The organism is Actinoplanes sp. NPDC051537 (genome assembly GCF_055586105.1).
Genome location: NZ_JBVJIU010000002.1, coordinates 132,308 through 156,791, shown reverse-complemented (window position 1 = coordinate 156,791; position 24,484 = coordinate 132,308). Strand labels below are relative to the sequence as shown.

General features: G+C 72.0%; 21 protein-coding genes. 9 read left to right on the top strand and 12 right to left on the bottom strand.

Going from position 1 to position 24,484, the window contains the following annotated elements; all coding sequences use genetic code 11:
* The first annotated feature begins 69 nt into the window (after window positions 1-69).
* Complete coding sequence (locus ACZ6TB_RS04530) at window positions 70-5,361, top strand: GH92 family glycosyl hydrolase (protein ID WP_465550550.1); 5,292 nt, start codon at window positions 70-72, stop codon at window positions 5,359-5,361.
* Between the two features lie 45 nt (window positions 5,362-5,406).
* On the top strand, window positions 5,407-6,189 hold the full coding sequence (locus ACZ6TB_RS04525) for a GNAT family N-acetyltransferase (RefSeq protein ID WP_465550548.1): 783 nt from the start codon (window positions 5,407-5,409) through the stop codon (window positions 6,187-6,189).
* A 95-nt stretch (window positions 6,190-6,284) separates the two neighbouring features.
* Here ACZ6TB_RS04525 and ACZ6TB_RS04520 read toward each other — a convergent pair whose 3' ends face one another.
* Window positions 6,285-7,415 carry a lactonase family protein gene (locus tag ACZ6TB_RS04520; protein WP_465550546.1) on the bottom strand — a complete coding sequence of 377 codons (1,131 nt, stop codon included), beginning with the start codon at window positions 7,413-7,415 and terminating at the stop codon, window positions 6,285-6,287.
* A 175-nt stretch (window positions 7,416-7,590) separates the two neighbouring features.
* The gene (locus ACZ6TB_RS04515) at window positions 7,591-7,935 is read right to left on the bottom strand and encodes a MarR family winged helix-turn-helix transcriptional regulator (RefSeq protein ID WP_465550544.1); all 345 of its coding nucleotides are present in this window, start codon (window positions 7,933-7,935) and stop codon (window positions 7,591-7,593) included.
* Here ACZ6TB_RS04515 and ACZ6TB_RS04510 point away from each other — a divergent pair.
* The gene (locus tag ACZ6TB_RS04510; protein WP_465550542.1) at window positions 7,919-8,284 is read left to right on the top strand and encodes a hypothetical protein; all 366 of its coding nucleotides are present in this window, start codon (window positions 7,919-7,921) and stop codon (window positions 8,282-8,284) included. The two genes, ACZ6TB_RS04515 and ACZ6TB_RS04510, sit on opposite strands and share 17 nt — an antisense overlap.
* Window positions 8,281-9,825, top strand: a complete 1,545-nt coding sequence (locus ACZ6TB_RS04505) for a multicopper oxidase family protein (protein ID WP_465550540.1) — start codon at window positions 8,281-8,283, stop codon at window positions 9,823-9,825. Before ACZ6TB_RS04510 ends, ACZ6TB_RS04505 begins: the two co-directional genes overlap by 4 nt.
* On the opposite strand, the gene phoU is transcribed toward ACZ6TB_RS04505, so the two are convergent.
* Genes phoU through ACZ6TB_RS04485 form a run of 4 tightly spaced genes read right to left on the bottom strand, consistent with a single transcriptional unit; the run spans window position 9,822 to window position 13,172 of the window.
* Window positions 9,822-10,463, bottom strand: coding sequence for a phosphate signaling complex protein PhoU (phoU, locus tag ACZ6TB_RS04500; RefSeq protein WP_465550538.1), 642 nt, complete (start codon window positions 10,461-10,463; stop codon window positions 9,822-9,824). The genes ACZ6TB_RS04505 and phoU overlap by 4 nt on opposite strands.
* Window positions 10,464-10,492: 29 nt before the next feature.
* Window positions 10,493-11,377 carry an aldo/keto reductase gene (locus ACZ6TB_RS04495; protein ID WP_465550536.1) on the bottom strand — a complete coding sequence of 295 codons (885 nt, stop codon included), beginning with the start codon at window positions 11,375-11,377 and terminating at the stop codon, window positions 10,493-10,495.
* A 45-nt stretch (window positions 11,378-11,422) separates the two neighbouring features.
* Window positions 11,423-12,316, bottom strand: a complete 894-nt coding sequence (locus ACZ6TB_RS04490) for a hypothetical protein (protein ID WP_465550534.1) — start codon at window positions 12,314-12,316, stop codon at window positions 11,423-11,425.
* Entirely contained in the window at window positions 12,303-13,172 is an 870-nt protein-coding gene (locus ACZ6TB_RS04485) for a hypothetical protein (RefSeq protein ID WP_465550532.1), read from the bottom strand. Before ACZ6TB_RS04485 ends, ACZ6TB_RS04490 begins: the two co-directional genes overlap by 14 nt.
* Before the next feature lie 201 nt (window positions 13,173-13,373).
* Here ACZ6TB_RS04485 and ACZ6TB_RS04480 point away from each other — a divergent pair, with 201 nt between their 5' ends.
* From ACZ6TB_RS04480 to ACZ6TB_RS04460, 5 genes are read left to right on the top strand one after another with little or no spacing between them, the layout of a single operon-like run.
* Entirely contained in the window at window positions 13,374-14,384 is a 1,011-nt protein-coding gene (locus ACZ6TB_RS04480; RefSeq protein WP_465550529.1) for a LacI family DNA-binding transcriptional regulator, read from the top strand.
* Window positions 14,377-15,978 (top strand): FAD-dependent oxidoreductase, encoded by a 1,602-nt coding sequence (locus tag ACZ6TB_RS04475; RefSeq protein ID WP_465550527.1) that lies wholly within the window; start codon window positions 14,377-14,379, stop codon window positions 15,976-15,978. The genes ACZ6TB_RS04480 and ACZ6TB_RS04475 overlap by 8 nt, the downstream gene beginning before the upstream one ends.
* Before the next feature lie 13 nt (window positions 15,979-15,991).
* Window positions 15,992-17,227 (top strand): ABC transporter substrate-binding protein, encoded by a 1,236-nt coding sequence (locus tag ACZ6TB_RS04470; RefSeq protein WP_465550525.1) that lies wholly within the window; start codon window positions 15,992-15,994, stop codon window positions 17,225-17,227.
* A gap of 11 nt (window positions 17,228-17,238) precedes the next feature.
* Entirely contained in the window at window positions 17,239-18,111 is an 873-nt protein-coding gene (locus ACZ6TB_RS04465) for a carbohydrate ABC transporter permease (RefSeq protein WP_465550523.1), read from the top strand.
* A complete protein-coding gene (locus ACZ6TB_RS04460; protein WP_465550521.1) occupies window positions 18,101-18,919 on the top strand; it encodes a carbohydrate ABC transporter permease in 819 nt (272 codons plus the stop codon). The genes ACZ6TB_RS04465 and ACZ6TB_RS04460 overlap by 11 nt, the downstream gene beginning before the upstream one ends.
* Before the next feature lie 91 nt (window positions 18,920-19,010).
* Here ACZ6TB_RS04460 and ACZ6TB_RS04455 read toward each other — a convergent pair whose 3' ends face one another.
* The 6 genes from ACZ6TB_RS04455 to ACZ6TB_RS04430 form a co-directional block, all read right to left on the bottom strand.
* Window positions 19,011-19,898 (bottom strand): WD40 repeat domain-containing protein, encoded by an 888-nt coding sequence (locus ACZ6TB_RS04455; protein WP_465550519.1) that lies wholly within the window; start codon window positions 19,896-19,898, stop codon window positions 19,011-19,013.
* Complete coding sequence (locus ACZ6TB_RS04450; protein ID WP_465550517.1) at window positions 19,895-20,917, bottom strand: aldo/keto reductase; 1,023 nt, start codon at window positions 20,915-20,917, stop codon at window positions 19,895-19,897. Before ACZ6TB_RS04450 ends, ACZ6TB_RS04455 begins: the two co-directional genes overlap by 4 nt.
* 17 nt (window positions 20,918-20,934) lie before the next feature.
* Window positions 20,935-22,119 carry an ABC transporter permease gene (locus ACZ6TB_RS04445; RefSeq protein ID WP_465550515.1) on the bottom strand — a complete coding sequence of 395 codons (1,185 nt, stop codon included), beginning with the start codon at window positions 22,117-22,119 and terminating at the stop codon, window positions 20,935-20,937.
* The gene (locus ACZ6TB_RS04440; protein ID WP_465550513.1) at window positions 22,119-22,808 is read right to left on the bottom strand and encodes an ABC transporter ATP-binding protein; all 690 of its coding nucleotides are present in this window, start codon (window positions 22,806-22,808) and stop codon (window positions 22,119-22,121) included. The genes ACZ6TB_RS04445 and ACZ6TB_RS04440 overlap by 1 nt, the downstream gene beginning before the upstream one ends.
* Window positions 22,805-23,878, bottom strand: a complete 1,074-nt coding sequence (locus ACZ6TB_RS04435) for a peptidoglycan-binding protein (protein WP_465550511.1) — start codon at window positions 23,876-23,878, stop codon at window positions 22,805-22,807. Before ACZ6TB_RS04435 ends, ACZ6TB_RS04440 begins: the two co-directional genes overlap by 4 nt.
* A partial coding sequence (locus ACZ6TB_RS04430; RefSeq protein ID WP_465550509.1) for a hypothetical protein occupies window positions 23,871-24,484 on the bottom strand: 614 nt, incomplete at its 5' end. The genes ACZ6TB_RS04435 and ACZ6TB_RS04430, both read right to left, overlap by 8 nt.

Below are 24,484 nucleotides of genomic sequence, written 5' to 3'. Positions count from 1 at the left end.
ATCATTTCTTGACAACGTTGTCAGGCCAGGGTGAAGCTGACGATCTCCGATCTCCCCCTGGAGTAGCGCATGAAGTTGTTCGGCGGCTCGCTCGCTGCCTCACTGCTGATACCGGCCGCACTGCTGGTCGCCCCGCCCGCGGCGAGCGCCGCGGTCCGGCCCGGCGACTTCACCTCCTCGTTCGAGACCGCGGAACCACAACCCGCGGCGAGCACCGCCGAGACCGACGCCCAGGGCAACCCGGTGCAGGGCAACCTGACCGGCTCGTTCCGCGCCGGCCTGCCCGGCAGCGTGCTCGACCGGGTCACCGCCGTCACCGCGAGCGCCGAGAACGCGCCGAACGAGACCGCGGTCAAGCTCACCGACAACGAGTCGTCGACCAAGTGGCTGGCGTTCAGCCCGACCGGCTGGGTCACCTACCGGCTGTCGGCGCCGGTCGCCGTCGTGAAGTACTCGCTGACCTCGGCCAACGACGCTCCCGGCCGCGATCCCAAGGACTTCACGATCCAGGGCTCGGCCGACGGTTCGGCGTGGACCGACCTGGACAGCCGCACCGGGCAGAGCTTCGGGGGACGGTTCGCGACCAACACCTACACCTTCACCAACGCGACCGCGTACGCCTATTACCGTCTCAACGTCACGGCCAATTCCGGCGACTCGATCATCCAGCTCGCCGACTGGGACATCAGCGACGGCACCGACGTGCGGCCGCCGGCCACCCCGATGGTCGGCGTGGTCGGCTCCGGTCCCGTGCGCGGCGCCAACATGCTGCCCAGCGCCGGGTTCACCGGGGTCGCCTCGCTGCGGTACGCCGGCGGCGCCGAGGCCGACGGGCGCTCCTACGCCACCGACAAGCTGTTCGACGTGAGCATCCCGGTCGGGCCGAAGTCCCGGCTGGCGTACAAGATCTTCCCCGAGCTCACCGGCGAGGACCTGCAGTACCCGTCGACGTACGCCGCCATCGACCTGCACTTCACCGACGGCAGCTACCTCAGCCGGCGGTCGCCGGTCGACCAGCACGGCTACCCGCTGACGGCGGCCGGCCAGGGCGCGTCCAAAGTGCTGTTCGCCGACGAGTGGAACGCCGTGCAGGCCGACCTCGGCGCGGTGGCCAACGGCAAGACGATCGACCGCATCCTGCTCGCCTACGACAACCCCGGAGCCACCGCCGCCACCCGCTTCCAGGGCTGGATCGACGATCTCACGGTGACCGGCACGCCGGCCGCGATCGACGGACGGACGCTCACCAACTACGTCGACACGCGGCGCGGCACCAACGCGTCCGGCTCGTTCTCCCGCGGCAACAACCTGCCGATCGCGGCGGTGCCGAACGGCTTCAACTTCCTGACGCCGGTCACCGACGCGGGCTCGGACTCGTGGGAGTACGTCTACCAGCGCGACAACAACGCGGCCAACCTGCCCGAGTTGCAGGGCCTCGCGATCTCGCACGAGCCCAGCCCGTGGATGGGCGACCGCAACCAGATGTCGATCATGCCGGGCGGCCAGCCGCTCGCGTTCCGCCACGACGACGAGATCGCCCGGCCCGACTTCTACAGCGTGAGGCTGCAGAACGGCCAGACCGCGCAGATGTCGCCGACCGACCACGGCGGCGTGATGCAGTTCGGCTTCCCGTCGGCGACCGGCAACAGCCTGGTGTTCCGCAACGGCACCTTCACCATCGGCGCCGACGGCACGGCCACCGGCTGGGTCGACAACGGCAGCGGCCTGTCCGCCGGCCGGAGCCGGATGTTCTTCGCCGGCTCGTTCGACAGTGCCCCGACCACCACGACCGCGACCTCGGCCACCTTCGACGCCGCCGCGGTGACCCTGCGGTTCGCCACCTCGTTCATCTCGCTCGACCAGGCCAGGCGCAACCTGGACCTGGAGGTCACCGGCAAGAGCCTCGACCAGGTGCACGCGGCGGCGACCGCGGCCTGGAAGGACCGCCTGGGCCGGGTCGAGGTGAAGGGCGCGACCGAGACCCAGCTGGTCACGCTCTACTCCAACCTGTACCGGCTGAACCTCTACCCGAACTCGCAGTCGGAGAACACCGGCACCGCGGCCAAGCCGCATTGGCAGTACGCCTCGCCGGTGTCCCCGGCGACCGGGACGTCGACCGCGACCACGACCGGCGCCAAGCTCGTCGACGGCCAGATCTACGTCAACAATGGGTTCTGGGACACCTACCGCACCGTGTGGCCGGCCTACTCGCTGCTGTACCCGGACATCGCCGCCAAGATCGCCGACGGCTTCGTTCAGCAGTACCGCGACGGCGGCTGGATCGCCCGCTGGTCGTCGCCCGGCTACGCCGACCTGATGACCGGCACCAGCGCCGACGTGGCGCTGGCCGAGGCGTACCTCAACGGGGTCAAGCTGCCCGACCCGCTCGCGGCCTACGACGCCGCGGTCAAGGACGCGACGGTCGCCTCCGGGCGCAGCGCCGTGGGCCGCAAGGGCATCGAGACCGCGCTGTTCCTCGGCTACACGCCGACCACCACCGGCGAGTCGGTGTCGTGGGCGCTCGAGGGCTTCATCAACGACTACGGCATCGGCAACATGGGCGCGGCGCTGGCCAAGGACCCGGCCACCCCCAAGGCCCGGCGCGCCCAGCTCAAGGAGGAGTCGCAGTACTTCCTCGAGCGGGCCCGCAACTACGTCAACCTGTTCGACTCCAAGACCGGGTTCTTCCAGGGCCGGGACGCGGCCGGCACGTTCCTGAACGGCAACCCGCTGGACTGGGGCGGCGTCTACACCGAGACCGACGGCTGGAACTACGCGTTCACCGCCCAGCACGACGGTCAGGGCCTGGCCAACCTCTACGGCGGACGGGACGAGCTGAAGAAGAAGCTCGACCAGTTCTTCGCGACGCCGGAGAAGGCGGACCACCCCGGCGGGTACGGCGGCACGATCCACGAGATGCTGGAGGCGCGCGCCGTCCGGCTCGGCCAGCTCGGCATGAGCAACCAGCCGTCGCACCACATCCCCTACATGTACGACTACGCGGGCGCCCCGGCCAAGACGCAGGCCATCGTGCGCGAGATCATGCAGCGGCTCTCCGTCGGCAGCGAGATCGGGCAGGGCTACCTCGGCGACGAGGACAACGGCGAGATGTCGTCCTGGTACATCCTCAGCTCGCTGGGCCTCTACCCCCTGCAGAACGGCTCGGACGGCTGGGTCATCGGCTCGCCGCAGTTCAGCCAGATGACGGTGCATCGCAAGAGCGGTGACATCGTCTTGAAGGCGACGAACAACAGCACCAGGAATGTGTACGTCCAGAGCGTCACGGTCAACGGACGGACCCAGCACGGGGTGTCGATCGACTCCTCCGTGCTGACCTGCGGCGGCACGATCGAGTTCCGGATGGGCCCGAACCCGTCCTCGTGGGGCACCGGCAGGAACGACGCGCCTTCGTCGCTCACCAAGGGCAACGAGGTGCCGAAGCCGTTGCAGGACACCACCGGCCCCGGCCTCGGCACCGCCACCGCGACCGGCGGGCAGGACGCGGCCAAGCTGTTCGACGACTCGTCCTCGACCCAGATGACGTTCACGTCGGCGACGCCGCAGATCACCTGGGCGTACCGGGGTGGCAAGCAGGCGCCGACCTATTACACGCTCACCTCCGGGGCGGCGGCCGGCGATCCGGCCGACTGGAAGCTGCAGGGCTCGCGCGACGGGATCACCTGGACCACGGTGGACTCCCGCGGCGGCGAGACGTTCGCGTGGCGCAACCAGACCCGGCCGTTCCGGATCGACCGGCCGGGGCGCTTCCAGCAGTACCGGCTGGTCGTCACCAAGACCGCCGGGGCCGAGCAGGCGAACCTGGCCGAGATCGAGCTGCTGGCGGGCGGGGACGTCCAGCTCGGCGGCGGCGCGGTCACCGTGTCGGGCGCGGCGAGCGTGCCGGCCCGGTCGGGCGTGGCGGTGTCGGTTCCGCTGGCCAGCGTCACCGGCGGCACGGCGAGCGGCTACCAGGCCACGATCAACTGGGGTGACGGCTCGGCGCCGACCGCCGGGACGACGGCCCTCAGCTCGCGTGCCGTCTACGGCGTGAGCGGCTCCCACACGTACGCGAAACCGGGCTTCTATCAGGCCTCGGTGACGGTGACCGACGGAACCAGCCAGGATTCCGCCACGGTCGGCGTCGACGTGTCCTACGCACCGGAGAACGGGCTCACCGCGGCCTTCGACACCGTCTGCATCGGTGACGACGGCGTGCTCGGGGTGAACTGCGACGCGAAGACGTGGGCCTACTCGCGGGCCGCTCTCCAGGCGGCCGGTGTGACCCAGGGCAAGCGGATGGCCGTACCGGGAACCGCTCTTCAGTTCGTTCTTCCGGCGATCCCGGCCGGGCAGCCGGACAACGCGAGCGGCAACGGCAAGACGATCGCGCTCGACCTGCCCGCCGACGCCAAGGCCATCTCGTTCATCGGCGCCGGCACCCAGGGCAACCAGAGCACGACCGGCACGGCGACGTTCAGCGACGGCAGCACTGCCTCGATCCCGATCCAGCAGAGCGACTGGACGCTGGGCGGCAACCCGAACGGCACGCCCTCCTACGGCAACATCGTCGTGGCCAGGTCGGCGTACCGGCTGCACGGCGCGGACAAGGACAGCGCCCAGCCGTTCCTGTTCGCCACCGCGCCGTACCAGATCCCGGCGGGCAAGACGCTCGTCTCGGTGACCCTGCCGGCGCAGACCGGTGACCCCGGCTCGATCGGCCGGATCCACGTGTTCGCCGTGGCCGACGACGGCACGCCGCACGCCGATCTCACGCTGACCGCGGCCGCCGACCAGACGGCCACCGCCGGGCAGCCGCTCGCCGCCGACCTCGGCACGGTGTCCTCCTCCGCCGCTGGCGCCCGCGTGCAGTGGGGTGACGGCACGGTCACCGCGGACGCCACGGTCTCCTCGTCCGGGGCGATCGGCGGGACGCACACCTACGCCCAGCCCGGCACCTACACGGTGCACGTCACGGCCTGGGACACCCGGTCGAGCAGCACGGCCACCCTCACCGTGACGGTGGCCAAGGCGGCGACGGCCTCGGCCACGGTGAGTGTGGTTCGTCCGGCCCCGCCGGTGGCCGCGCCGGCGTACCACCCGCAGGCGACGTTGTCGGTCGAGTCGGGCCCGCGCGGCACGGCCATCACCGTCGACGGCACCGGCTTCGCCCCGAACGAGACCGTGACCGGCACCTTCGGCGCCGGCCTCACCACCACAACCCTGCGGGCGAACGCCGACGGCGTCCTCTCGGGCGAGACGGTGAGCGTCCCGGGCGCGGCCACACCGGGCGCCACCAGCGTCACCCTTTCCGGCACCACCTCGGCGACCAGGGTCGCGCAGCCCTTCGAGGTCACCGAGTAGCTCGCTGATTGCACACGAGGGCCGGCGCGCCTAGCGTCGGCCCTCGTGGCGTCTCTGTTCTGCGACACCGCGCTGGCCGCGCGCATCGAGCGGGCCGAGGCGTCGTTCATGGCCGCCTGCGCCGGGCCGCGCGGGTTCGCGCTTCCCGTCGCCGGGGGAGTGGCGGCCTTCGCGGGGGACGGCTCGCCGTTCAACAAGGTGGCCGGGCTCGGCTTCGATGGGGTGCCTTCCTTCGAAGACATCGAGCGGGCGTACGCGGATGTCGGCTGCCCCGTGCAGGTCGAGCTGTCCGTGCTGGGCGACCCCGAGATCGGCGCCCTGCTGACCGGGCTGGGCTACCGGCTGGTGTCCTACGAGAACGTGCTCGGCCGGTGGCTGACCGACGTTCCGGCCTGTCCCGCCGACGTGCGCCGCGACCCCGAGCTGCAGGCCTGGCTCGACGTCGTGGTGGAGGCGTTTCTGGCGGAGGACACCGAGGGCCTCGCCTCGCACGAGCATTTCGACCGGGCGGCGCTGGAGGAGGCCGAGCGGATCCAGGCGGCCACCGCGTCCCGCTATCTGTGCTGGCGCGACGGCGTGCCGGTCGGCGGGGCGGCCTTCCGCGTGGCGCCCGGCGGCGTCGCCCAATTCGTCGGCGCGGCCACGCTGCCCGCCCACCGGCGGCGTGGGGTGCAGTCGGCCCTGCTGGCCGCCCGCCTCGCCGACGCCCGCGCCGCCGGTTGCGACATCGCGGTGGTCACCACCGGGCCCGGCACCCGCTCCCAGCGCAACGTGCAGCGGGCCGGCTTCGATCTGCTCTACACCCGGGCGGTGCTCGTCCGCTCGTGACGGCGGGCGCCCTCCGCTCGTGACGGCGGCCGCCCTTTGCGCGTGACGGCGGCCGTCCGCTCGGCGCGCGGGCGGCCGCCGTCCGGCGTCGCGGGTCAGGACGCGACGACGCCCTCGCCGCCGGCCGCTCCCGGCACGGCGATCTCGCCGAGCTTGGTGAGCTTGCCGTCCGCGCCCACCCGCAGCGTCACCAGGTGCCCCTCGGCGCCGGTCTGCGCGTAGAGGTAGCGCCCGTCCGGGGTGGCCGCCACGTCGACCTGGCCGGCCCCGGTGGCGAAGTCGCCCAGCGGCCGCAGCTCGCCGGACCGCCCGGCCGCGTAGCCGGAGAGCGTGCCGCTGCCGGCGTTGCCCGCGTACGCCCGGCCGTTCGCGACGACGATCCAGCAGGTCGCGGCCTGCCCGGTCGCCGCGGTCGCGACCGGAGTGAGCGTGTCGTCCCGGTTGAGGCGGAAGGACGCCACCGCGTTCGGCCCGGCCTCGGCGACCAGCGGGTGGCCGGCGGCGTCGAACGCGACGGCGAACGGCACCGCGCCCGGCACCGTGGTCACCACCGGCCGCGCCGACGGCCCGCGCCGCCGGTCGACGGCGAACACGTCGATCGCGTTGCTGCCGGCCTTGGTCGTGACGAGCAGGCGCGACCCGTCCGGGGTGAACGCGACCTGCCCCGGCGAGTGGGTGAACTCGGGCGCCGCCGCCGGGTCGAGCCCCAGCTTGCGGTGCCACGCCGGCACGCGTACCAGGGTGCGGCCGACGCGCAGGTAGCCCTGGATCGAGCCGCCGTCGCGGGCGTTGAGCACGTAGACGAGGTTGCCGTGCACGGCGACGCTCACCGGGAACGCGCCGCCGGACGGGACGACCTGCCGCCGGTCGAGCCGGTCGCCGTGCACGTCGAAGACGGTGATCGTGTCGCTGCCCGCGTTCACCGCGTACAGCAGCCCGGCGTCGCGGTCCAGCGCCAGCGCGCCCTGCGACGCGGTGTGGTCGACGACCGAGCCGTCGAGCTGACCGCCGAGCCCGCCGGTGCGGTAGACCCCGGCCGGCCGGAGGGCGCCGTCGCGGCCGCGGTCGAAGGCGGCGACCGTGTTCGCCGAAAGGTTGTCGGTCAGCGCGAAGACCGCGCCGTCGCCGCCCGCGGTCCGGCCGTTCGCGGCGGCGGGTGCGGCCGCCAGCGCCGTCACCGCCAGCGCGAACCCGGCGATTCCCGCGCCCCGGATGGTGGTTCTCATGACTGCTCCTCACGGATGTCGTGGTCAGTGCCTCCGCCATCCTGGCCGCGAAAAACGCCGCCACGGCCGCCGTTTCGCGGCTCGTAAGGACCTCGCCCCCGGATCGTAAGAACTGCCGCGCGCGGCTACGGGCAGGGTGCGCACGCATGCCGCCAGCAGGTCGCGCCGCGCGCGGCTACGGCAGGGTGCGCACGAACGCCGCCAGCAGGTCGCGCAGCGCGCGGCGGTCGGCGTCGGGCATGCCGGCGAACAGCTCGCCCGCGACGCGGTCGGCCGTCACCCGGGCGGCGGCCAGCCGCGACCGGCCCTCGTCGGTGAGCGCCACGGCCCGGGCGCGGCGGTCGCCGGGAACCGCCTGCCGCACGGCCAGCCCCATCTCCTCGAGCTCGTCGACCGTACGCATCATCGTCGATTTGTCGCCGTCGAGCTCGGCGACCAGCCGGGCCTGGGTCGACGGCCCGAGCCGGCCCAGCGTCGCGAGCACGCCGAACAGGCGGCCGTCGATGCCCAGCGGCCGCATCACCGCCTCGGCGGCCGCCCTTCTCCTCTTCGACCAGGCCGTCTTCGCCGGTCAGTTCCTCGCCGGCACGTTCCCGGCCCTGCACACGCACCGGGAGAACGCGACCGTCGCCGGCATCGCGGTGCTGCTGGCCGGGGTCGCCGCCGCGCTGATCCGGTGGCCGGGCCGGGGCCCGATCTGGCCGCTCGCCGCGTTCCTGGGGCTGTTCGGGCTGATCGCCCTCCAGATCGTTCTCGGCTTCCGCCGGGTTCTCGCCCTGCACATCCCGCTCGGCGTGCTGATCATCCTGGGCGGCCTGCTGCTGGCCGCCTGGTCGTGGCGTTACCGCCCGGCGGGGGAGCGGTCGTGAGCCTGAGCCGTCGCCGCCTGCTGGGCGGTCTCTCGGCCACCGGGGCGGCCGCGCTGGTGGGGGTTCCCTTACTTGCGGGCGTACGCGGTTCCTCGTCGACCGGCGAGCTGCTGCCCAGCCGCATCGCCCTCCCCGCGCCGTTCACGCTGCCCTTCCGGGTGCCGCCGGTCCTGCCACCGGTGCGCAGCGACGCGACCGGCGATTACTACCGGATCACCCAGCGGGCCGCGACGGCCGAGATCCTGCCCGGGGTGCGCACGCCGATCTGGGGCTACGAGGGCCGGTTCCCGGGGCCCACCATCTCATCGGTGCGCGGCCGGCGGACCGTCGTGACCCATCGCAACGAGCTGCCGGTCCCGGTCGTGGTGCATCTGCACGGCGGCCACACGCCGTCCACCGAGGACGGCTTCCCGACCGACCTGCTCTACCCGGCCGGCTGGACCGGTGCGATGCCGCTGATGGACGGCGCGATGACCCACGGCAGTCGCGACTACGTCTATCCGATGCGGCAGCCGGCCGCCACGCTCTGGTACCACGACCACCGGATGGACTTCACCGGTCCCGCGGTCTGGCGGGGGCTCGCCGGCTTCCACCTGGTCACCGATCCGGCCGAGGCGAGGCTGGGACTGCCGGCCGGCGACCGCGACCTGCCCGTCATGATCACCGGCCGGTCCTTCGACGCCGACGGATCGCTGCGCTACCCCAGCCTCGACCCGTCACTGCTCGGCGTTCCGGGCGTGCGGGCGCCGTACGGGCCCGGTGTGCTCGGTGATGTGATCTTGGTGAACGGGGTGCCCTGGCCGATCGCCGACGTGCCCGCGGGCCGGCACCGGCTGCGGCTGCTCAACGCCTCGAACGCGCGCCGCTACCGGCTGAGCCTCGACCCGCCCGGCGCCCTCGTGCAGATCGGCGCCGACGGCGGCCTGCTGGAGAACCCGATCCGGCACGACGCGCTGGAGATCGCCCCGGCCGAGCGGTTCGACGTGGTGGTGGACTTCGGCCGCTACCGCCCCGGCGACGAGGTGACCCTCCGCAACGAGTTCGGCGACCGCACCACCACGCCGGTCATGCGGTTCCGCGTCCATGCCGCCGGCGCCGACCCCAGCCGGGTGCCCGACCGGCTCGCCGCTGCCATGCCGCCGGTCGGACCGGTGGCAGTGACCCGCGACCTGCGGTTCCGGCGCGGCACGGTGCACGGGATGCCGGGCTGGACGATCAACGGCGAGGCGTTCGACCCGGCCCGCTCCCATGCGACGCCCCGGCTCGGCGACACCGAGATCTGGCGGCTGAGCTCGGACTTCCACCACCCGATCCACCTGCATCTGGCCTCGTTCCGGGTGCTGTCGCGCGGCATCGGCGGCCCCGGCGCGTACGACCATGGCCCGAAGGACACCGTCGACCTGCGCCCGGCCGAGCAGGCGAGCATCCTCGTGCGGTTCACCGACCACCCGGGCCGGTACGTCTTCCACTGCCACAACCTGGAGCACGAGGACATGGGCATGATGGGCGTCTTCACCGTCCGCCCCGAAGGACGCGGCTAGTCGGTCTTCGCGCCCACCAGCAGCAGGACGTGATGGCCGACGTTGACGGCGTGGTCGGCGAACCGCTCGTAGTAGCGGCCCAGCAGCGCGCCGTCGACGGCGGCCTCGACGCCCAGCGGCCACTCCGGGCTGAGCATGACCTCGAACAGCCGGCGGTGCAGGCGGTCCATGGCGTCGTCGTCGCTGTCGAGGCGGGCGGCCACCTCGCCGTCCCGGTCGGCCAGCGCCGACACGATCTTGGCGGCCAGCTCGTCGGCCACCCCGCTCATCGCCCGGAAGAGGGCGGCCAGCTCGGGCGCGACGGCGGGCACCGGGTGCCGGCGCAGGGTGGCCCGGGCGACGTGCGCGGCCAGGTCGCCCATGCGCTCGAGGTCGGCGGCCGCCTGCAACGCGGTCAGCGCCATCCGCAGGTCGGCGCCGACCGGCTGCCGGCCGGCGATGAGGTCGAATACCCGGTCGTCGACGACCCGGTACAGCACGTCGATCTCGGCGTCCCGCACCGTGACCTGCTGCGCGAGCGTGTGGTCGGCGGTGAGCAGCGCGGCGCTGGCCTGCCGCATCGCCTCGCGCGCGGCCTTGGCCATGGTGACCAGGGAGCTGGTCACCCTGGCAAGATCGTCCTGGAAGTCCCCCCGCATCCATCAGATGCTAGAGGCAACCGGCCCGGTCAGTCCTCCGGGATGACCCGGTCGAAGATGTCGCGGGTCGCCTCCGGGTCGGGGCCGTTGCGCACCCCGAGATCCAGGCCGTCGATCCGGGCCATCTGCTGGTCGGTGAGCGCGAAGCCGAAGACGTCGAAGTTCTCGGCGATCCGGCCCGGGTTGGTGGATTTCGGGATGGCCGAGCGGCCGTGCTGAATCTGCCAGCGCAGCATCACCTGCGCCGCGGTCCTGCCGTGCTCGCCGGCGATCGCGCCGATGGCCGGGTCCTCGAGCACGTTGCGGCGGTCCTCGCCCCAGCCCGGGTAGAACGTGATGCCCCCGATCGGTGACCACGCCTGGGTGAGGATCCCGTGCTCGGTGTCGGCCTTCTGCACGTCGGGCTGGCTGAAGTACGGGTGGAGCTCGATCTGGTTGACGGCCGGCACCACGTCGGTGCGGGCGAGCAGCTCGTCGAGGTGATGACGCATGAAGTTGCTGACGCCGATCGCCCGCACCCGCCCGTCCCCGAGCAACGTCTCCAGCGCCCGGTACGCGTCGACGGTGCGCTCGAACCGGTCCGGCGCCGGCTGGTGCAGGATGAGCAGGTCGAGCCGCTCGACGCCGAGCTTGCGGGTCGCCTTGTCGAAGGCGTGCAGCGTCTCGTCGTAGCCGTAGTCGCTGACCCACACCTTGGTCTCGATGAAGACGTCGCCGGGGTCGACGCCGGCCCGCCGGATGCCCTCGCCCACCTGCCGCTCGTTGCCGTAGGCGGCCGCCGTGTCGACATGCCGATACCCGATCCGCAGCGCCGCTTCCACCGCGGCCGCGGTCTCCTCGGGCGGGCTTTGGAAGACGCCGAGGCCGAGCGCGGGCATCGTGACGCCGTTGTTGAGCACGAGTTCTGGGGTCATGCCCCGACGTTATGCCCGCCGCGGCCCCGGAAAGGGGTTACAGCGTTACCCCCCACGCGGCTGCAGCAGTTGGACGCGGACGCCTTCGTCGTACGGAATCACCAAGGTGCTCGACTCTGCGGTCCACTCGGCCGGAACCAGGAACAGGCGGTCGCCAGACTGCAGCAACAGCCGCAGGCCGCGGTACGCGTGCCGGGCCTTGACGTCCGGACCGAGATCGGAGTGGGTGACTCCCGGCGGCACGGTGGGGAGGGGATCCTCGGTGAACAGCACGATCTCCGGACGTCGAACCAGCGCGCGCGATTCATCCTGGGCGCGGCCCGTGCCATAGGCCCAGGCGAAGCTGTTGGCGGCCCACAGCAGTCCGATGAGCAGCACGCCGAAGGCGACCACGATCAGCATGCGCTCGGTACGCACGACGATGTCCGCTCCGAACCACGACTCCGGTTCGGCGTCGCGCACGGCAACTCGGCGGGCGAGCCAGGCGGCGTAGACGATGAGGGGTGCGCCGGCGGTGAGCGACAGCGGCGTGACGCCGGGTGTCTCGGCGGCGGCAACAGCCGGCTGGAGCATGCCGATCAGGGCCCGGGCCACGAGCAGCAAACCGATGGTGGCGGCGACCGCTGCCGGCGGAAGCAGGCGGCGGGGGCGCGGCGAGGTGAGCACGCGGCGGGCGTACAGATGGACGCCGAGTACCGCGAGGGTGGCGAGCAGCAACAGCGCCGCGACCGGATATGTGGTCTCCGCGCCGTACATCAGCAGCTGCTGATTGGAGAGGCCGGTCAGATCCAGGTAGACGCCGAAGTAGAGGAATCGCGCGCGGGTCGCGACGTAGCCGTACCACAGAAGCGTCGCAGTGATCACCGTGACGGGCGGCAGCAGGGCGGCCAGCTTTTCCAGCCGCGCCGCCCAGCCCGGCTGCTGCTCATTGCCGGGCAAGGTCGCACGCAATGGTCGAGTCGGCGTAGTAGCCGTTGTCGGTGTGGAGCTTGATCGCGCAGGCCACCGGCCAGTGGACGGTGATCGGATGCTCGGTCGACGGCGGCTGCGAGGAGGTGATGTCGTCACATGGTGACGTCTTCGGTTCGGTGCAGAGCAGCGACAGTTCGAACTCGAGCGTTCCGGTGTAGGTGCCCAGCCGTGTCGGTCCGCTGAGGGCTACGCGCACTCCGCAACCCATCTTCTCCGAGATCACGGATCCCTTCTCGCATCCGTCGTCGGCCGGTGGATACCCCGGGCCCGGGTAGTAGACCTTGCAGCCGACGTACTCCACGCGCATGGGGTGAACGTCAGCATCCGTTCCGTCCGGCGGTGGGGTCTCCCCGGCCGCGAACTTCCGCTTCGCCACGGTGACGCCGGGTTCCGGCACCCTTATCCAGAAGACATGGCATCCCGAGGAGTCCGGAAAGTAGTTGTCGATGGTCGGTCCGGCCACCAGCACGCTCGACGAGCTGGAGGCGCTGGCTGACGGCGAGGCCGGGCTGGTGGTAGGGGAGCCGGCTGCGGTTGTGGGATGGCCGGCTGTGGGCGAGGCCGGTCCGGTCGTTGCGGGAGGATGCGAGCCCGCCGTTGTAGCGGTGGGCGAGTCGCCGGGCGAGGGCGAGGCGGCGGACGTCTCCCCGGTCGACAGGGTCGTCTCGTCCGCGGGCGACGAGGCCGAAGCGACCGGCGGAGTCGCGGTCTGCTGATCGCGCAGGGTGAGTCGAGCCAGGTAGGTGCCGCCGACGACCAGGATCACCAGCACCACGGCGGCGGTCACGATCCACGGTTTGAGCTGTGCCACGGTGAGCCTCATCGGAGGCCTCCCATGTGAAGGGTGCCCGTGACGCTACGCCTTCGCACCCCCGCACGCTGTCGGCAATGCGCGCGGCCTCGTGCTAATGCGAATTAGTTCGGTGCTAATACCTATTAGTCCTTGACTTCATGCTCGGCGCGACCACACCATGTGAGCCACACCGAGCTAATGCGTATCAGCACAGGAAAACCAGGGGGTCCGGTGGCGCGACGCGTGACCCAGCAGGACATTGCCCGGATGACCGGGGTCAGCCAGGCGACGGTCTCGCTGGTGCTCAACGGGCGGGACGACGGCGACGTGCGCATCGCGCCCGAGACTCGGGAGCGGGTTCTCGAAGCCATTCGCCGTACGGGATATGTGGCCGACCCGATCGCGCGGCGGCTGGCTGCCGGGCACAACCGGATTCTCGGCGTCTTCACCTACGAGTCGGTCTTCCCGGCCGGGACCGGGGACTTCTACCACCCGTTCCTGGTCGGCATCGAGGAGTGCGCCGAGCGGCGGGGCTGCGATCTGCTGCTGTTCACCAGCGCCCCGGTGGTCGACGGGCGGCGCCGCATCTTCCATCAGGACCACCGGCTGCGGCTGGCCGACGGCTGCATCCTGCTCGGCCAGTGGCTCGACCCGGCCGAGCTGGCCCGGCTGGTCGCCGAGGGGCCGGCGTTCGTCAGCGTCGGCCGCCGTGACGACGCCGGCGGCCCGGTGCCCTACGTCGGCGCCGACTACCCGGGGGCGACGGCCGCCCAGGTGCGCGCGGCGGTCGAGCGCGGGCACCGCCGGCTCGTCTACGTGGGGGAGGGCGCGGCCGGCCCGGAGTCGCACGCCGACCGCTTCCGGGGCTTCACCGCCGCCGTCACCGAGGCCGGGGTCGAGGGCCGGCACCTGCCGGCGCCCGACCTGGACGCCATCACCGTCGACGAGAGGACCTGTGTGTTCGTGGAGGAGTTCGCCGACGGGGTCGCGCTGGCCCGGCAGGCCGCCGAGCGCGGCCTGCGGGTGCCGGAGGACCTGTCGTTCGTGGCGCTGGGCGACCCGACCCGGCCGGCCGCGACCGACATCGACTTCACCGGCTTCCGGATTCCCCGGCGGGAGATGGGCTGGCAGGCGGTCGAGGTGCTGACCGCGCTGCTGGAGGGCCAGGGCGACGTGATCACCCAGCGGATCCTGCCGTGCGAGCCGGTGGCCGGTACGACGCTGGCGGTGGCCGGTGCGTGAGCTGCACGCGGACGTCGTCGTCATCGGCGGCGGCCTGGGCGGGGTGGCGGCCGCGCTGGCGGCGCTGCGGGCCGGGCGGTCGGTGCTGCTGACCGAGGAGTACGCGTGGCTCGGCGGTCAGCTGACCAGCCAGGCGGTGCCGCCGGACGAGCACAGCTGGGTCGAGCAGTTCGGGGTCACGGCGAGTTACCGGGCGTTGCGGGACGGCATCCGCGCGTACTATAAATCGCATTTTCCTTTGACAAATCGGGCACAAAACGATCGCTGGCTCAATCCCGGAGCCGGGCACGTCAGCCGCCTCTGCCACGAGCCCCGAGTCGCGGTAGCGGTGATCGAGGAGATGCTGGCGCCCTATCGAGCCGCGGGGCGCCTGACCATCATCCAGCCCGCGATCCCGGTCGAGGCGGAAACGGACGGCGACCGCGTGACGTCCGTGACCGTGCGGACGAGCGGCGGCGAACGAGTGCTGACTGGTCCGTACATCCTGGACGCCACCGAGACCGGCGAGCTCCTGCCGCTGACCGGCACCGAGTACGTCACCGGCTTCGAGTCGCAGGGCGAGACCGGGGAGCCGAGCGCGCCGGCGGACGGCGATCCGATGAACATGCAGGCCTTCTCGGTCTGCTTCGCGGTCGACCACGTGGACGGCGACCACACCATCGACCGGCCGGCGTCCTACGGCTTCTGGCGCGACTATCAGCCCTCGTTCTGGGGCGCCAAGATGCTGTCCTGGCAGACGCCGAACCCGCGCACGCTCAAGATGTCCACGCGCTCGTTCACCCCCAACCCCGACGACGACCCGTGGCTGGTTCAGGCCGACCAGCGCCGAAACCCGGGCGACGGAAACTTATGGACATTTCGGAGGATAGCCGCTCGGCGGAACTTCGAGCCGGGCTTCTACGTCAGCGACATCTGCCTGGTCAACTGGCCGATGATCGATTACTTCGAGGCCCCGATCGTCGACGTGCCCGACGCCGCGACCCACATCGAGAAGGCCCGGGACCTCTCCCGCTCCGTCCTCTACTGGCTGCAGACCGAGGCGCCCCGGGCCGATGGCGGCACCGGGTTCCGCGGGTTGCGGCTGCGCGGCGATGTGACGGGCGGCGGCGGCGACGGGCTGGCCATGGCCCCGTACATCCGGGAAGGCCGCCGCATCCGCGCCGAGTACACCGTCGTCGAGCAGGACCTCTCGCTGGAGGTCCGCGGCGACAAGGGCGCGGTCTCGCACGCCGACTCGATCGGCGTCGGCATGTACCGCATCGATCTGCACCCGTCGACCGGCGGGGACAACTACATCGACGTCGGCTCCTGCCCGTTCGAGATCCCGCTCGGCGCGCTGCTGCCGCAACGGGTCGAGAACCTGCTGCCGGCCGGCAAGAACATCGGCACCACCCACATCACCAACGGATCCCATCGGCTCCATCCGGTCGAGTGGAACACGGGCGAGGTGGCGGGCGCGCTCGCCGCCTTCTGCCTGGACCGCGGCGTCCTCCCGCGCGTGGTCCGGCACACCCCGGCCCTGCTGGCCGACTTCCAGGAACGCCTGTCCGCAGACGGCGTCGAGCTGCGCTGGCCCGACGTCAGTGGCTACTGAAAGGACTCTCCCCATGAAATGGAAAGCGGCCACTGCCGCCATAGCCCTCCTCGGTACGGTCGCGGCCTGTGGCGGCGGCAGCGGCGGAAGCGACGACGGCCCGGTCACGCTGCGGATGACCACGTGGTCGTCGAACGCGGCGCACGTGAAGCTGTTCACCGACATCGCGGCCGAGTACAAGCAGACCCACCCCGACGTGACCGTTCAGTTCGACGCGCTGCCGATCGACACGTACACGACGACGCTGACCACCCAGATCGCCGGCGGGAACGTGCCCGACCTGGCCTGGATCCTGGAGGGCTCGGCGCCCGACTTCGTGTCCTCCGGCGCGCTCGTCCCGCTCGACGACTCGATCGAGAACCCGTCGGAGCTGGCCCCGAGCGCGACCGCCCTCTGGAAGCAGGACGGCAAGCTCATCGCGTACCCCTTCTCGACCTCGCCCTTCGGGGTTTTCGTCAACACCGACATGCTGAAGCGGGCCGGCCAGAAGCTGCCGGCCGGCGCGGACTGGACGTGGGACAACGCGATCGGCGTGGCGTCGGCCACCGCGGCCAAGACCGGCAAGCAGGGCCTGGTGCCGCGCGACTTCGACTACAAGGACTGGACCAACCTCGCGCCGATCTTCGACGGCTGGGGCGCCGAGGCGTGGTCGGCCGACGGCAAGACGTGCGGCTTCGACCAGCAACCGATGATCGACGCGATGACCTTCATCCACCAGGCCATCTTCGACAAGAAGGCCGTTCCCGGGCCGGGCGTGGCCGCCGACTTCTTCGCCGGCGAGTCCACGATGACCATCACCCAGATCTCCCGGGCGTCGCTGCTCAAGGACGCCAAGTTCAAGTGGAACCTGGTTCCGCTTCCGGCCGGGCCGACCGGCAGGTACGCGGTGATCGGCCAGGGCGGCCTCGGCGTGCTGAAGCAGGGCAAGCACGCCGACGCGGCCAAGGAGTTCCTGAAGTTCTTCACCAGCGACGCCAACTCGGCCAAGCTCGCCGCGTTCTTCCCGCCGCCGCGCACGCCGCAGCTCACCGCCGACACCCTGGCCAAGTCGAACCCGCTGCTGAGCGCCGACCAGCTCCAGTCCGTCGTGATCGACGGGATCTCGTCCGGGGTGGTCAAGCCGAGCCACGCGAACAACGCCCAGATCAGTCAGGCCGTACGCTCGGCGCTCGACCCGATGTGGAAGGCGGACGCCGACGTGCCGGGCGTGCTCAAGGGTGTGTGCGCGGCGATCCAGCCGCTGCTATGAGTTTTTGGACCTTGCGACGGCGGGACAAGCTCACCGCGTACGCCTTCATCGCCCCGCAGTTGATCGGAACCGTCGCGTTCGTGCTCGTTCCCCTCGTGCTGGTCTTCTGGTACAGCCTGCACGAGTGGAACGTGCTCGCGAACACGTTCACCTTCAGCGGCGCCGACAACTACCGCCAGCTGCTCGACGACCCCAACGTGCCGAAGGTGCTGCGGGCCACGGCGTTCTTCTCGGCCGGGCTGGTGGTGGTCAACCTGACGCTGGCGCTGCTGCTGGCCGTGCTGCTCAACCAGAAGCTGCGCGGCACCACGTTCTTCCGGGTGCTGTTCTTCTCGCCGGTCGTGGTGTCGCTGGTCGCCTGGACGATCGTGTGGCGGTTCATGCTGCAGGACAACGGCGGCATCAACGCGTTCCTGCGGCTGGCCGGCATCGACGGCCCGAACTGGCTGCGCTCCGGCGGCACCGCGATGGCGGCGGTCGTCGTGGTGCAGGTGCTCAAGAACGTCGGGCTCAACATGGTGCTGTTCCTGGCCGCGCTGCAGGGCGTGCCGGTCTCGCTCTACGAGGCGGCCCGGACCGACGGGGCCGGGGCGTGGACGGTCTTCCGCCGCATCACGCTCCCGCTGATCAGCCCGACGATCCTGCTCACCTCGGTCATCACGGTGGTCGGCTCGCTGCAGGTCTTCGCGCAGATCGCGGTCCTCACCGAGGGCGGCCCGGGCACGTCGACCACGGTGCTCGTCTACTACCTGTACCAGCAGGCGTTCCAGTTCCACGCGTTCGGCTACGGCGCCACCCTGTCGGTGCTGCTGTTCCTGATCGTGCTGGTGCTGACCATCGCCCAATGGCAGCTTCGCAAGAGATGGGTCTTCCATGAGAGCTAAGACTTTCGCGTACGGGATCCTGCTCGTGCTCTGCGTGCCGTTCGTCTTTCCGACCTGGTGGATGGTGACGAGCTCGCTGAAGCCGAACGCCGACATCTTCGGGCGCGGTCTCTGGCCCCGGCACATCTCGTTCGCGGCCTGGCACGACGTGTTCACCATGCAGCCGTTCGCCCGGCAGTACTTCAACAGCGCGTACATCGCCGTGGTGGTCACCCTCGGCACGCTGGTGGTGGCTTCCATGGCCGGGTACGCGTTCGCGCGCATCCGCTTCCGGGGCCAGAACGTGCTGTTCCTCGTCGTCCTGAGCGGCCTGCTGATCCCGAGCGAGGTGACGATCGTCCCGCTGTTCCGCATCTTCAACGCGCTCGGCCTGGTCAACACCCACTGGCCGCTGATCCTGGTTCCGATGCTGGGCGCCCCCAGCGTGCTGGCCACCTTCATCATGCGGCAGTTCTTCGTGACGCTGCCGGTCGAGCTCGAGGAGGCGGCCCGCATGGACGGCCTCGGCCGGCCCGCCATCTTCCGCCGCATCGCGCTGCCCCTGGCCCGCCCCGCCCTCGGCGCGGTGGCCATCTTCACGTTCCTGACCAGCTGGAACCTCTACCTGGAACCGATCGTCTACCTCTCCAGCCGGTCGATGTTCACGCTGCCCCAGGCCCTGACCCAGTTCTCCGATCCCTATCAGGGCCCGCTCTGGAACGTGCAGCTGTCCGCCGCCTCGATGACCGCGATCCCGGTCCTGATCGTCTTCGTGATCGCCCAGCGCCAGTTCATCGAGGGCCTGGCACACACCGGCCTGAAAGGGTGACCGTCAGCCGCTCACCCAGCAGTAGGCATGGTGGCGAAACCGGAACCGGGGCCGCGCGCGTGCGCGGCCGCGAAGAACTCGACGTAGGCGCTCACCGGGTCTCGAATTTCCGGATCAGCAGGCCGTCCGGGCTGCCGGCCGCGATCATCGTGGCGCCGTCCATGTCGAACAGCACCGGGCTCGAGCCCTCGCCGAGCTCGCCCAGCAGCCGCCCGGTCAGCGCGTCCCAGCGCCGGATCACGGTCCCACCGGCGTCGGCGGTCAGCAAATGCGGACCGTCGACGAAAAGCACCGACGCGGGGGTGTCGTGCGCCTGGATCGGCGTGCCGATCGGCTCGCCCGTGGCGGCGTCCCAGCGGCACACCAGCCCCGTCGAGTCGGCCGACGCCAGCAGCAGCCGGCCGTCGCCCAGCGCGGCGCTGTCGATGTCCAGCACGATGCCGTCGTCGTGACCTGCGAGCGGCTCGCCGAGAGGCTTGCCGGTGGCCGGATCCCACCGCTGGATCGTTCCCGCCCAGCCGCCCGTCGCGACCACGTCAGTGCCGGCCGTGACGGCCACGATGTGGTCGTCGTGGGCGCCGAGGTCGGCCAGCATCGCGCCGGTCGCCATGTCCCACCGGTGCACCGGAAACGGGCCGGCATAGCCCGCGCCGTACAACACGTCGCGGCCGCCGGTGGCCAGGCCCCAGATGGTGTCGTCGGTCGTCGGGCCGAAGCAGGACGCGCCGGTGATGGCGTCGAACCACTCCAGCCCGGCGTCGGTGGCCACCGCCAGGACCGGATCGCGACCGGCGGGATGGCACACCGCGAGGCCGTTCGACGCGAGCGTCAGACCGTCGAACGCCGCCGTCTGGGCGCCGGTGACCGGATCCCAGGCCCGCGCGCCCTCCGGCCCGGCGGACACCAGACGGACCGCGCCGCCGGCGAGCCGGAAGGTCGCGATCTGCCAGACGCCGCCGGGGTGGGGGAGCAGCGTCAACTGAGGGACCGGCCGCGCTGGTCGATGCCGAGCGGTCCGTACGGGTAGTCGGTCGGGTGCAGGTCGCTCGCCTCGTCGAGGGCCGCCGTCTCCTCGTCGGTGAGGTGCAGGCCGGCCGCGCGCAGGTTGGCCTCGAGCTGCTCGGTGGTGCGGGCGCCCAGGATCGTCGAAGTTACGCCGGGGCGGTCGGTCACCCACGCGAGCGCGACCTCGGCCATGGAGGTGCCGCGCGCGTCGGCGATGCGCTGGACGGCGTCGACCACATCCCACGTACGGTCGGTGCCGCGCCGGTCCCAGGCCTCCATCCCGCGCTGGGGGTTGTCGCCGAGCCGGGTCGCGCCGGTCGGGCGCTGATCGCGCCGGTACTTGCCGCTCAGATAGCCGCCGCCGAGCGGGCTCCACGGCAGCAGGCCGAGGCCGGCGTCGAGCGCGGCCGGCACGATCTCGTACTCGATCTCGCGGACCAGCAGGCTGTACTGCGGCTGGAGGCTGACCGGGCCGGCCAGGCCGAGCGACCGGGCCAGCAGGACCGCCTTGGTCAGCTGCCAGCCGGTGAAGTTGGAGAAGCCGTAGTAGCGGATCTTCCCGGCCCGGACGAAGCCGTCGAACGTGCGCAGCGTCTCCTCGAGCGGCGTGACCGGGTCCCACGCGTGCGCCTGGTAGAGGTCGATCACCTCGACGCCGAGCCGGGTCAGCGAGGCGTCCAGCGCCCGGGTCAGGTGCCGGGCGGACAGGCCGGCGCCGTTGGGGTCGGCCGCCGTCGGGAAGCGGCCCTTGGTGGCGAGCACGATCGCGTCGGTGACGCCGGCCGGCCGGGCGGCCAGCCAGCGGCCGATGATGCTTTCCGACTCGCCGGCCGAGTAGACGTCCGCGGTGTCCACGAAGGTGCCGCCGGCCTCGGCGAACATGTCGAGCTGGGCGTGCGAGGTCTTCTCGTCGGACTCGTTGCCGAAGGTCATGGTGCCGAGACAGAGCGCGGAGACGGCGCAGCCGCTGCGCCCGAGCGTGCGGTATTCCATGCCCCCAACCTACGTCCTCACAGCGTTCGCAGCGCTTCGACCGGGGACAGGCGGGCCGCCCGCGCCGCCGGGTAGAGGCCGGCCAGGGCGCCGACCAGCAGCGCCGCGCCCAGGCCCGCGGCGATGCCCTGCGGTGGTATCGCGACCGGGTTGCCGCCGAGATGGGCCGCGACCGCGGTGGCGAGGACGCCGAGGGCGACGCCGAGCACCCCGCCGATCGCGGCCAGCAGCGTCGACTCGAGCAGGAACTGGCCGGCCACGTGCCGCCGGCGGGCGCCGAGGGCGCGGCGCAGGCCGATCTCGCCGCGGCGTTCGAGCACCGAGATCACCATGATGTTGGCGATGCCGACGCCGGCGATCAGCAGCGCGACGCCACCGAGTCCGAGGAAGAGCCCGACGAAGGCGCCCTTGGCCGCGATCCGGCCGAGCAGGATGTCGGACGGCCGGCGTACCTGCACGTCGCTGTGCCCGTCCGGCACGGTCGTGGCGGTGAGCACCGCCGCGACGTCGGCCACCTGGTCGGGGTCGGTGCGCAGATAGATCCGGCTGGGCCCGGCCTCCCGGTCGAAGACACGCGCCGCCTGCCCGAAACTGATCAGCGCCGCGACGTCGATCTCGGGGGCGACGGCGACCGGCGCGAGCACCCCGATGACGGTGAAGTAGTGGTTGCCCAGCAGCACCTGGGTCGGCGCGTCGAGCGTACCGATGCCCAGGATCTTCGCGGCCTCGTAGCCGAGGACGGTGACCGGGTAGTGCTCGGCGGTGGCGTCCAGGTAGTGGCCGAGCAGGACCCGGGTGGACATCGCGGCGGGCAGGGACGGCTGGGCGGCGAGCACGTTCATGCCGCCGCTCTGCTCGTCCGGGATCACCCGGCTGCGCCGCACGGTGACGCCCTCGACCGAGCCGACCGCGGTGACGGTCCGCACCGGCGGGATGCGCGCGATCATCGGCTCGGCGGTCGCCGGCAGCGGCGTGACCCGGCCGTTGACCGATTCGGCCGAGGCGACGGTCAGCAGGTTCCCCTGCTCGCCGAGCTGGGTGAGCAGCTCGGCCTTCGCCGACTGGGCGATGCCGAGCACGGCGACCACGGCGGCGACGGCGATCGCGATGCCGAGCGCGGACAGGGCGGTCCGTACGCGCCGGGCCCGCAGGCCGACCGTGGCCAGGGTGATCGCGTCGGGGACGCGCAGGCGTGCGGCCATCAGTGGTTCCCCCGTTCGTCGGCGACGATGCGGCCGTCCCGCAGATGCACCCGCCGGCTCATCGCCGCGGCCACGTCGTGGTTGTGGGTGATCAGGACGACGGTGGTGTGCTCGCCGGCCAGGCCGGACAGCAGCTCGGTGATCCCGGCGCCGGTGGCCGAGTCGAGGTTGCCGGTCGGCTCGTCGGCCAGCAGCAGCGCGGGCCGCCCGACGATCGCCCGGGCGATGGCGACCCGCTGCCGTTCCCCGCCGGAGAGCTGCCCGGCGCGGTGCCCGATCCGCTGGGCGAGGCCCACCTCGTACAGCACCTCGGCCGCTCGCTCGCGCCGGATCCGCGCCGGCACCCCCCGATAGAGCAGGCCGGTCGCCACGTTGTCGAGCACGCTCAGGTGCTCGAGGAGGAAGAACTGCTGGAAGACGAAGCCGAGCCGGGTGGCGCGCACCTCGGACAGGCCGGCGTCGGAGAGGGTCGAGGTGTCGGTGCCGGCGATGCGCACGACGCCGCCGGTGGGCCGCTCGAGCGTGCCGAGAATGCTCAGCAGCGTCGACTTCCCGGCGCCCGACTCCCCGGTCACGGCCACCGACTCGCCGGCGCCGACGACCAGGTCGATGCCGGTCAGCGCGGCGACCCGGGCCGGCGGCGGGTAGATCTTGCTCACGTCCGACAGTTCCAGGGCGGCGGTGCTCATGTCGCCGGCACCTCCACCTTCGCGCCCTCGCCGAGGCCGTCGCCCGTGACCTGCACGAGCGTGTCGGTGAACAGGCCGGGGGTGACGCCGACGAGGCGGCGGCCGCCGTCGAGCAGGTACACGCCGTAGCCGCCCTCGGCCAGCGCGACCAGCGCCGTGATCGGCACCGCGAGGACGTTCTTCACCGATGCGGCGGTGACGTCGACCTGGACCGGCGCCTCGTCGAGGGACGCGCCGGTGACCGGGCGGGCGAGCGTGACCCGGGCCGACACCGAGGGGAGCTGGCTGCCGCCGCGCCCGGGGTCGTTCTCGGTGGGCGCCGTCGCCACCGTGGACAGCTCGGTCACCCGCCCCGGCGCCTTGCTGCCGTCGGGGAGCGTGACCGTGACCGCGTCGCGCAGGTGGACCAGGTGGCTGTCGGTCACCGGCACGGCCAGGTTGACCACGACCGTCGTCGACGTGCCGGACATCAGGAGCCCGCCGCCGGCCTGGCTGCCGCGCCGGACGGCGACGGTGGTGACCCGCAGCCGACCGGGCTGGAACGTGACGGCGCCGAGCTCCAGCGCGCCGGTGACGGTCTGGTGGGTGGCGCGCTGCCAGCGCCGCAGGGCGGCCGCGGTGGCGCCGGTGAAGTGGCCGTCGACGGTCAGCGTCGACCGCGAGGCGTAGCCGAGCGCGACGAGGTTGGCCTGCGTCGCGCGTACGTCCGGTCCGGCGGTGACGCCGAGCCGCAGCGACCGCCACGCGGGCCGGTCGCCGTAGAACAGGCGCACCGGCCGGTTGTCGACCGCGACGATCGGCTGGCCGCGACCGATCACCTGGCCGGTCTGCGGCAGCCAGGTGACCGTGCCGGGCGGCCCCGGCCAGTAGACGTCGTATCCGCCGGAATAGCCGAGCGTTCCGGAGACGGTCGTGACGGTCGACAGGTCGGTGCGGGTCACGGTGGCCGATCCGGTCGGCACCGCGGCCACGGCCGTCTCGCCCGGCGTGTCCCGCAGCCACCACCAGCCGCCGGTGGCCGCGACGACCGCGGCGGCCGTGGCGCCGCTCAGCACGGCCCGCCTACGCATGGCCGAGGTTCCCGAGACTCGACGCCTGCGTCTCCTGGTCGAGGACGCTGCGGCAGGCCTCCACGGCGCGCCGCAGGATCGGGTTCTCCTTGCCCCCGGGCGGCAGCGAGTCCGGGTCGACGCCGAACCCCTTGCCCGGCGTGAAGTTGGTGTTCACGGTCGGGTCCTTCAGGTTGGGCAGGCCGTGCTCCCGCATGCACTGGGCCGACTTGACGCCGGCCCGGATCAGCGCCGTGGGCGGCGGCCCCTGGTCGCGGATCGAGAAGTTCGCCGCGTGGATGAGGTCGTGGCAGGCCGTCTGGATGGCTTCCAGCTGGGGTTCGTCGAACTGGCGGAGCGAGACCGCGTCGGTGTAGACGTAGCCGTCGTCGGTGAGCACCGGGTCCTGGTAGGCCTGCGCACCGTGCTGCCGGATGCACTGGGCGGCGGCGTGCAGGCGGGCGCGGCGCGCGGCGCTGCCGTCCCCGGCGACGGCGTTCGGGTTGTCCTCGCCGGTGGCGACCTCCCCGGGGGCGGGGCCGGGGATGGTGCCGCCTCCGGCCAACCGGGGCAAAGAGGACGTGGCGGGGTGGCTGTTTTGGGCGCCGAGGCCGAGCACCGCGAGTG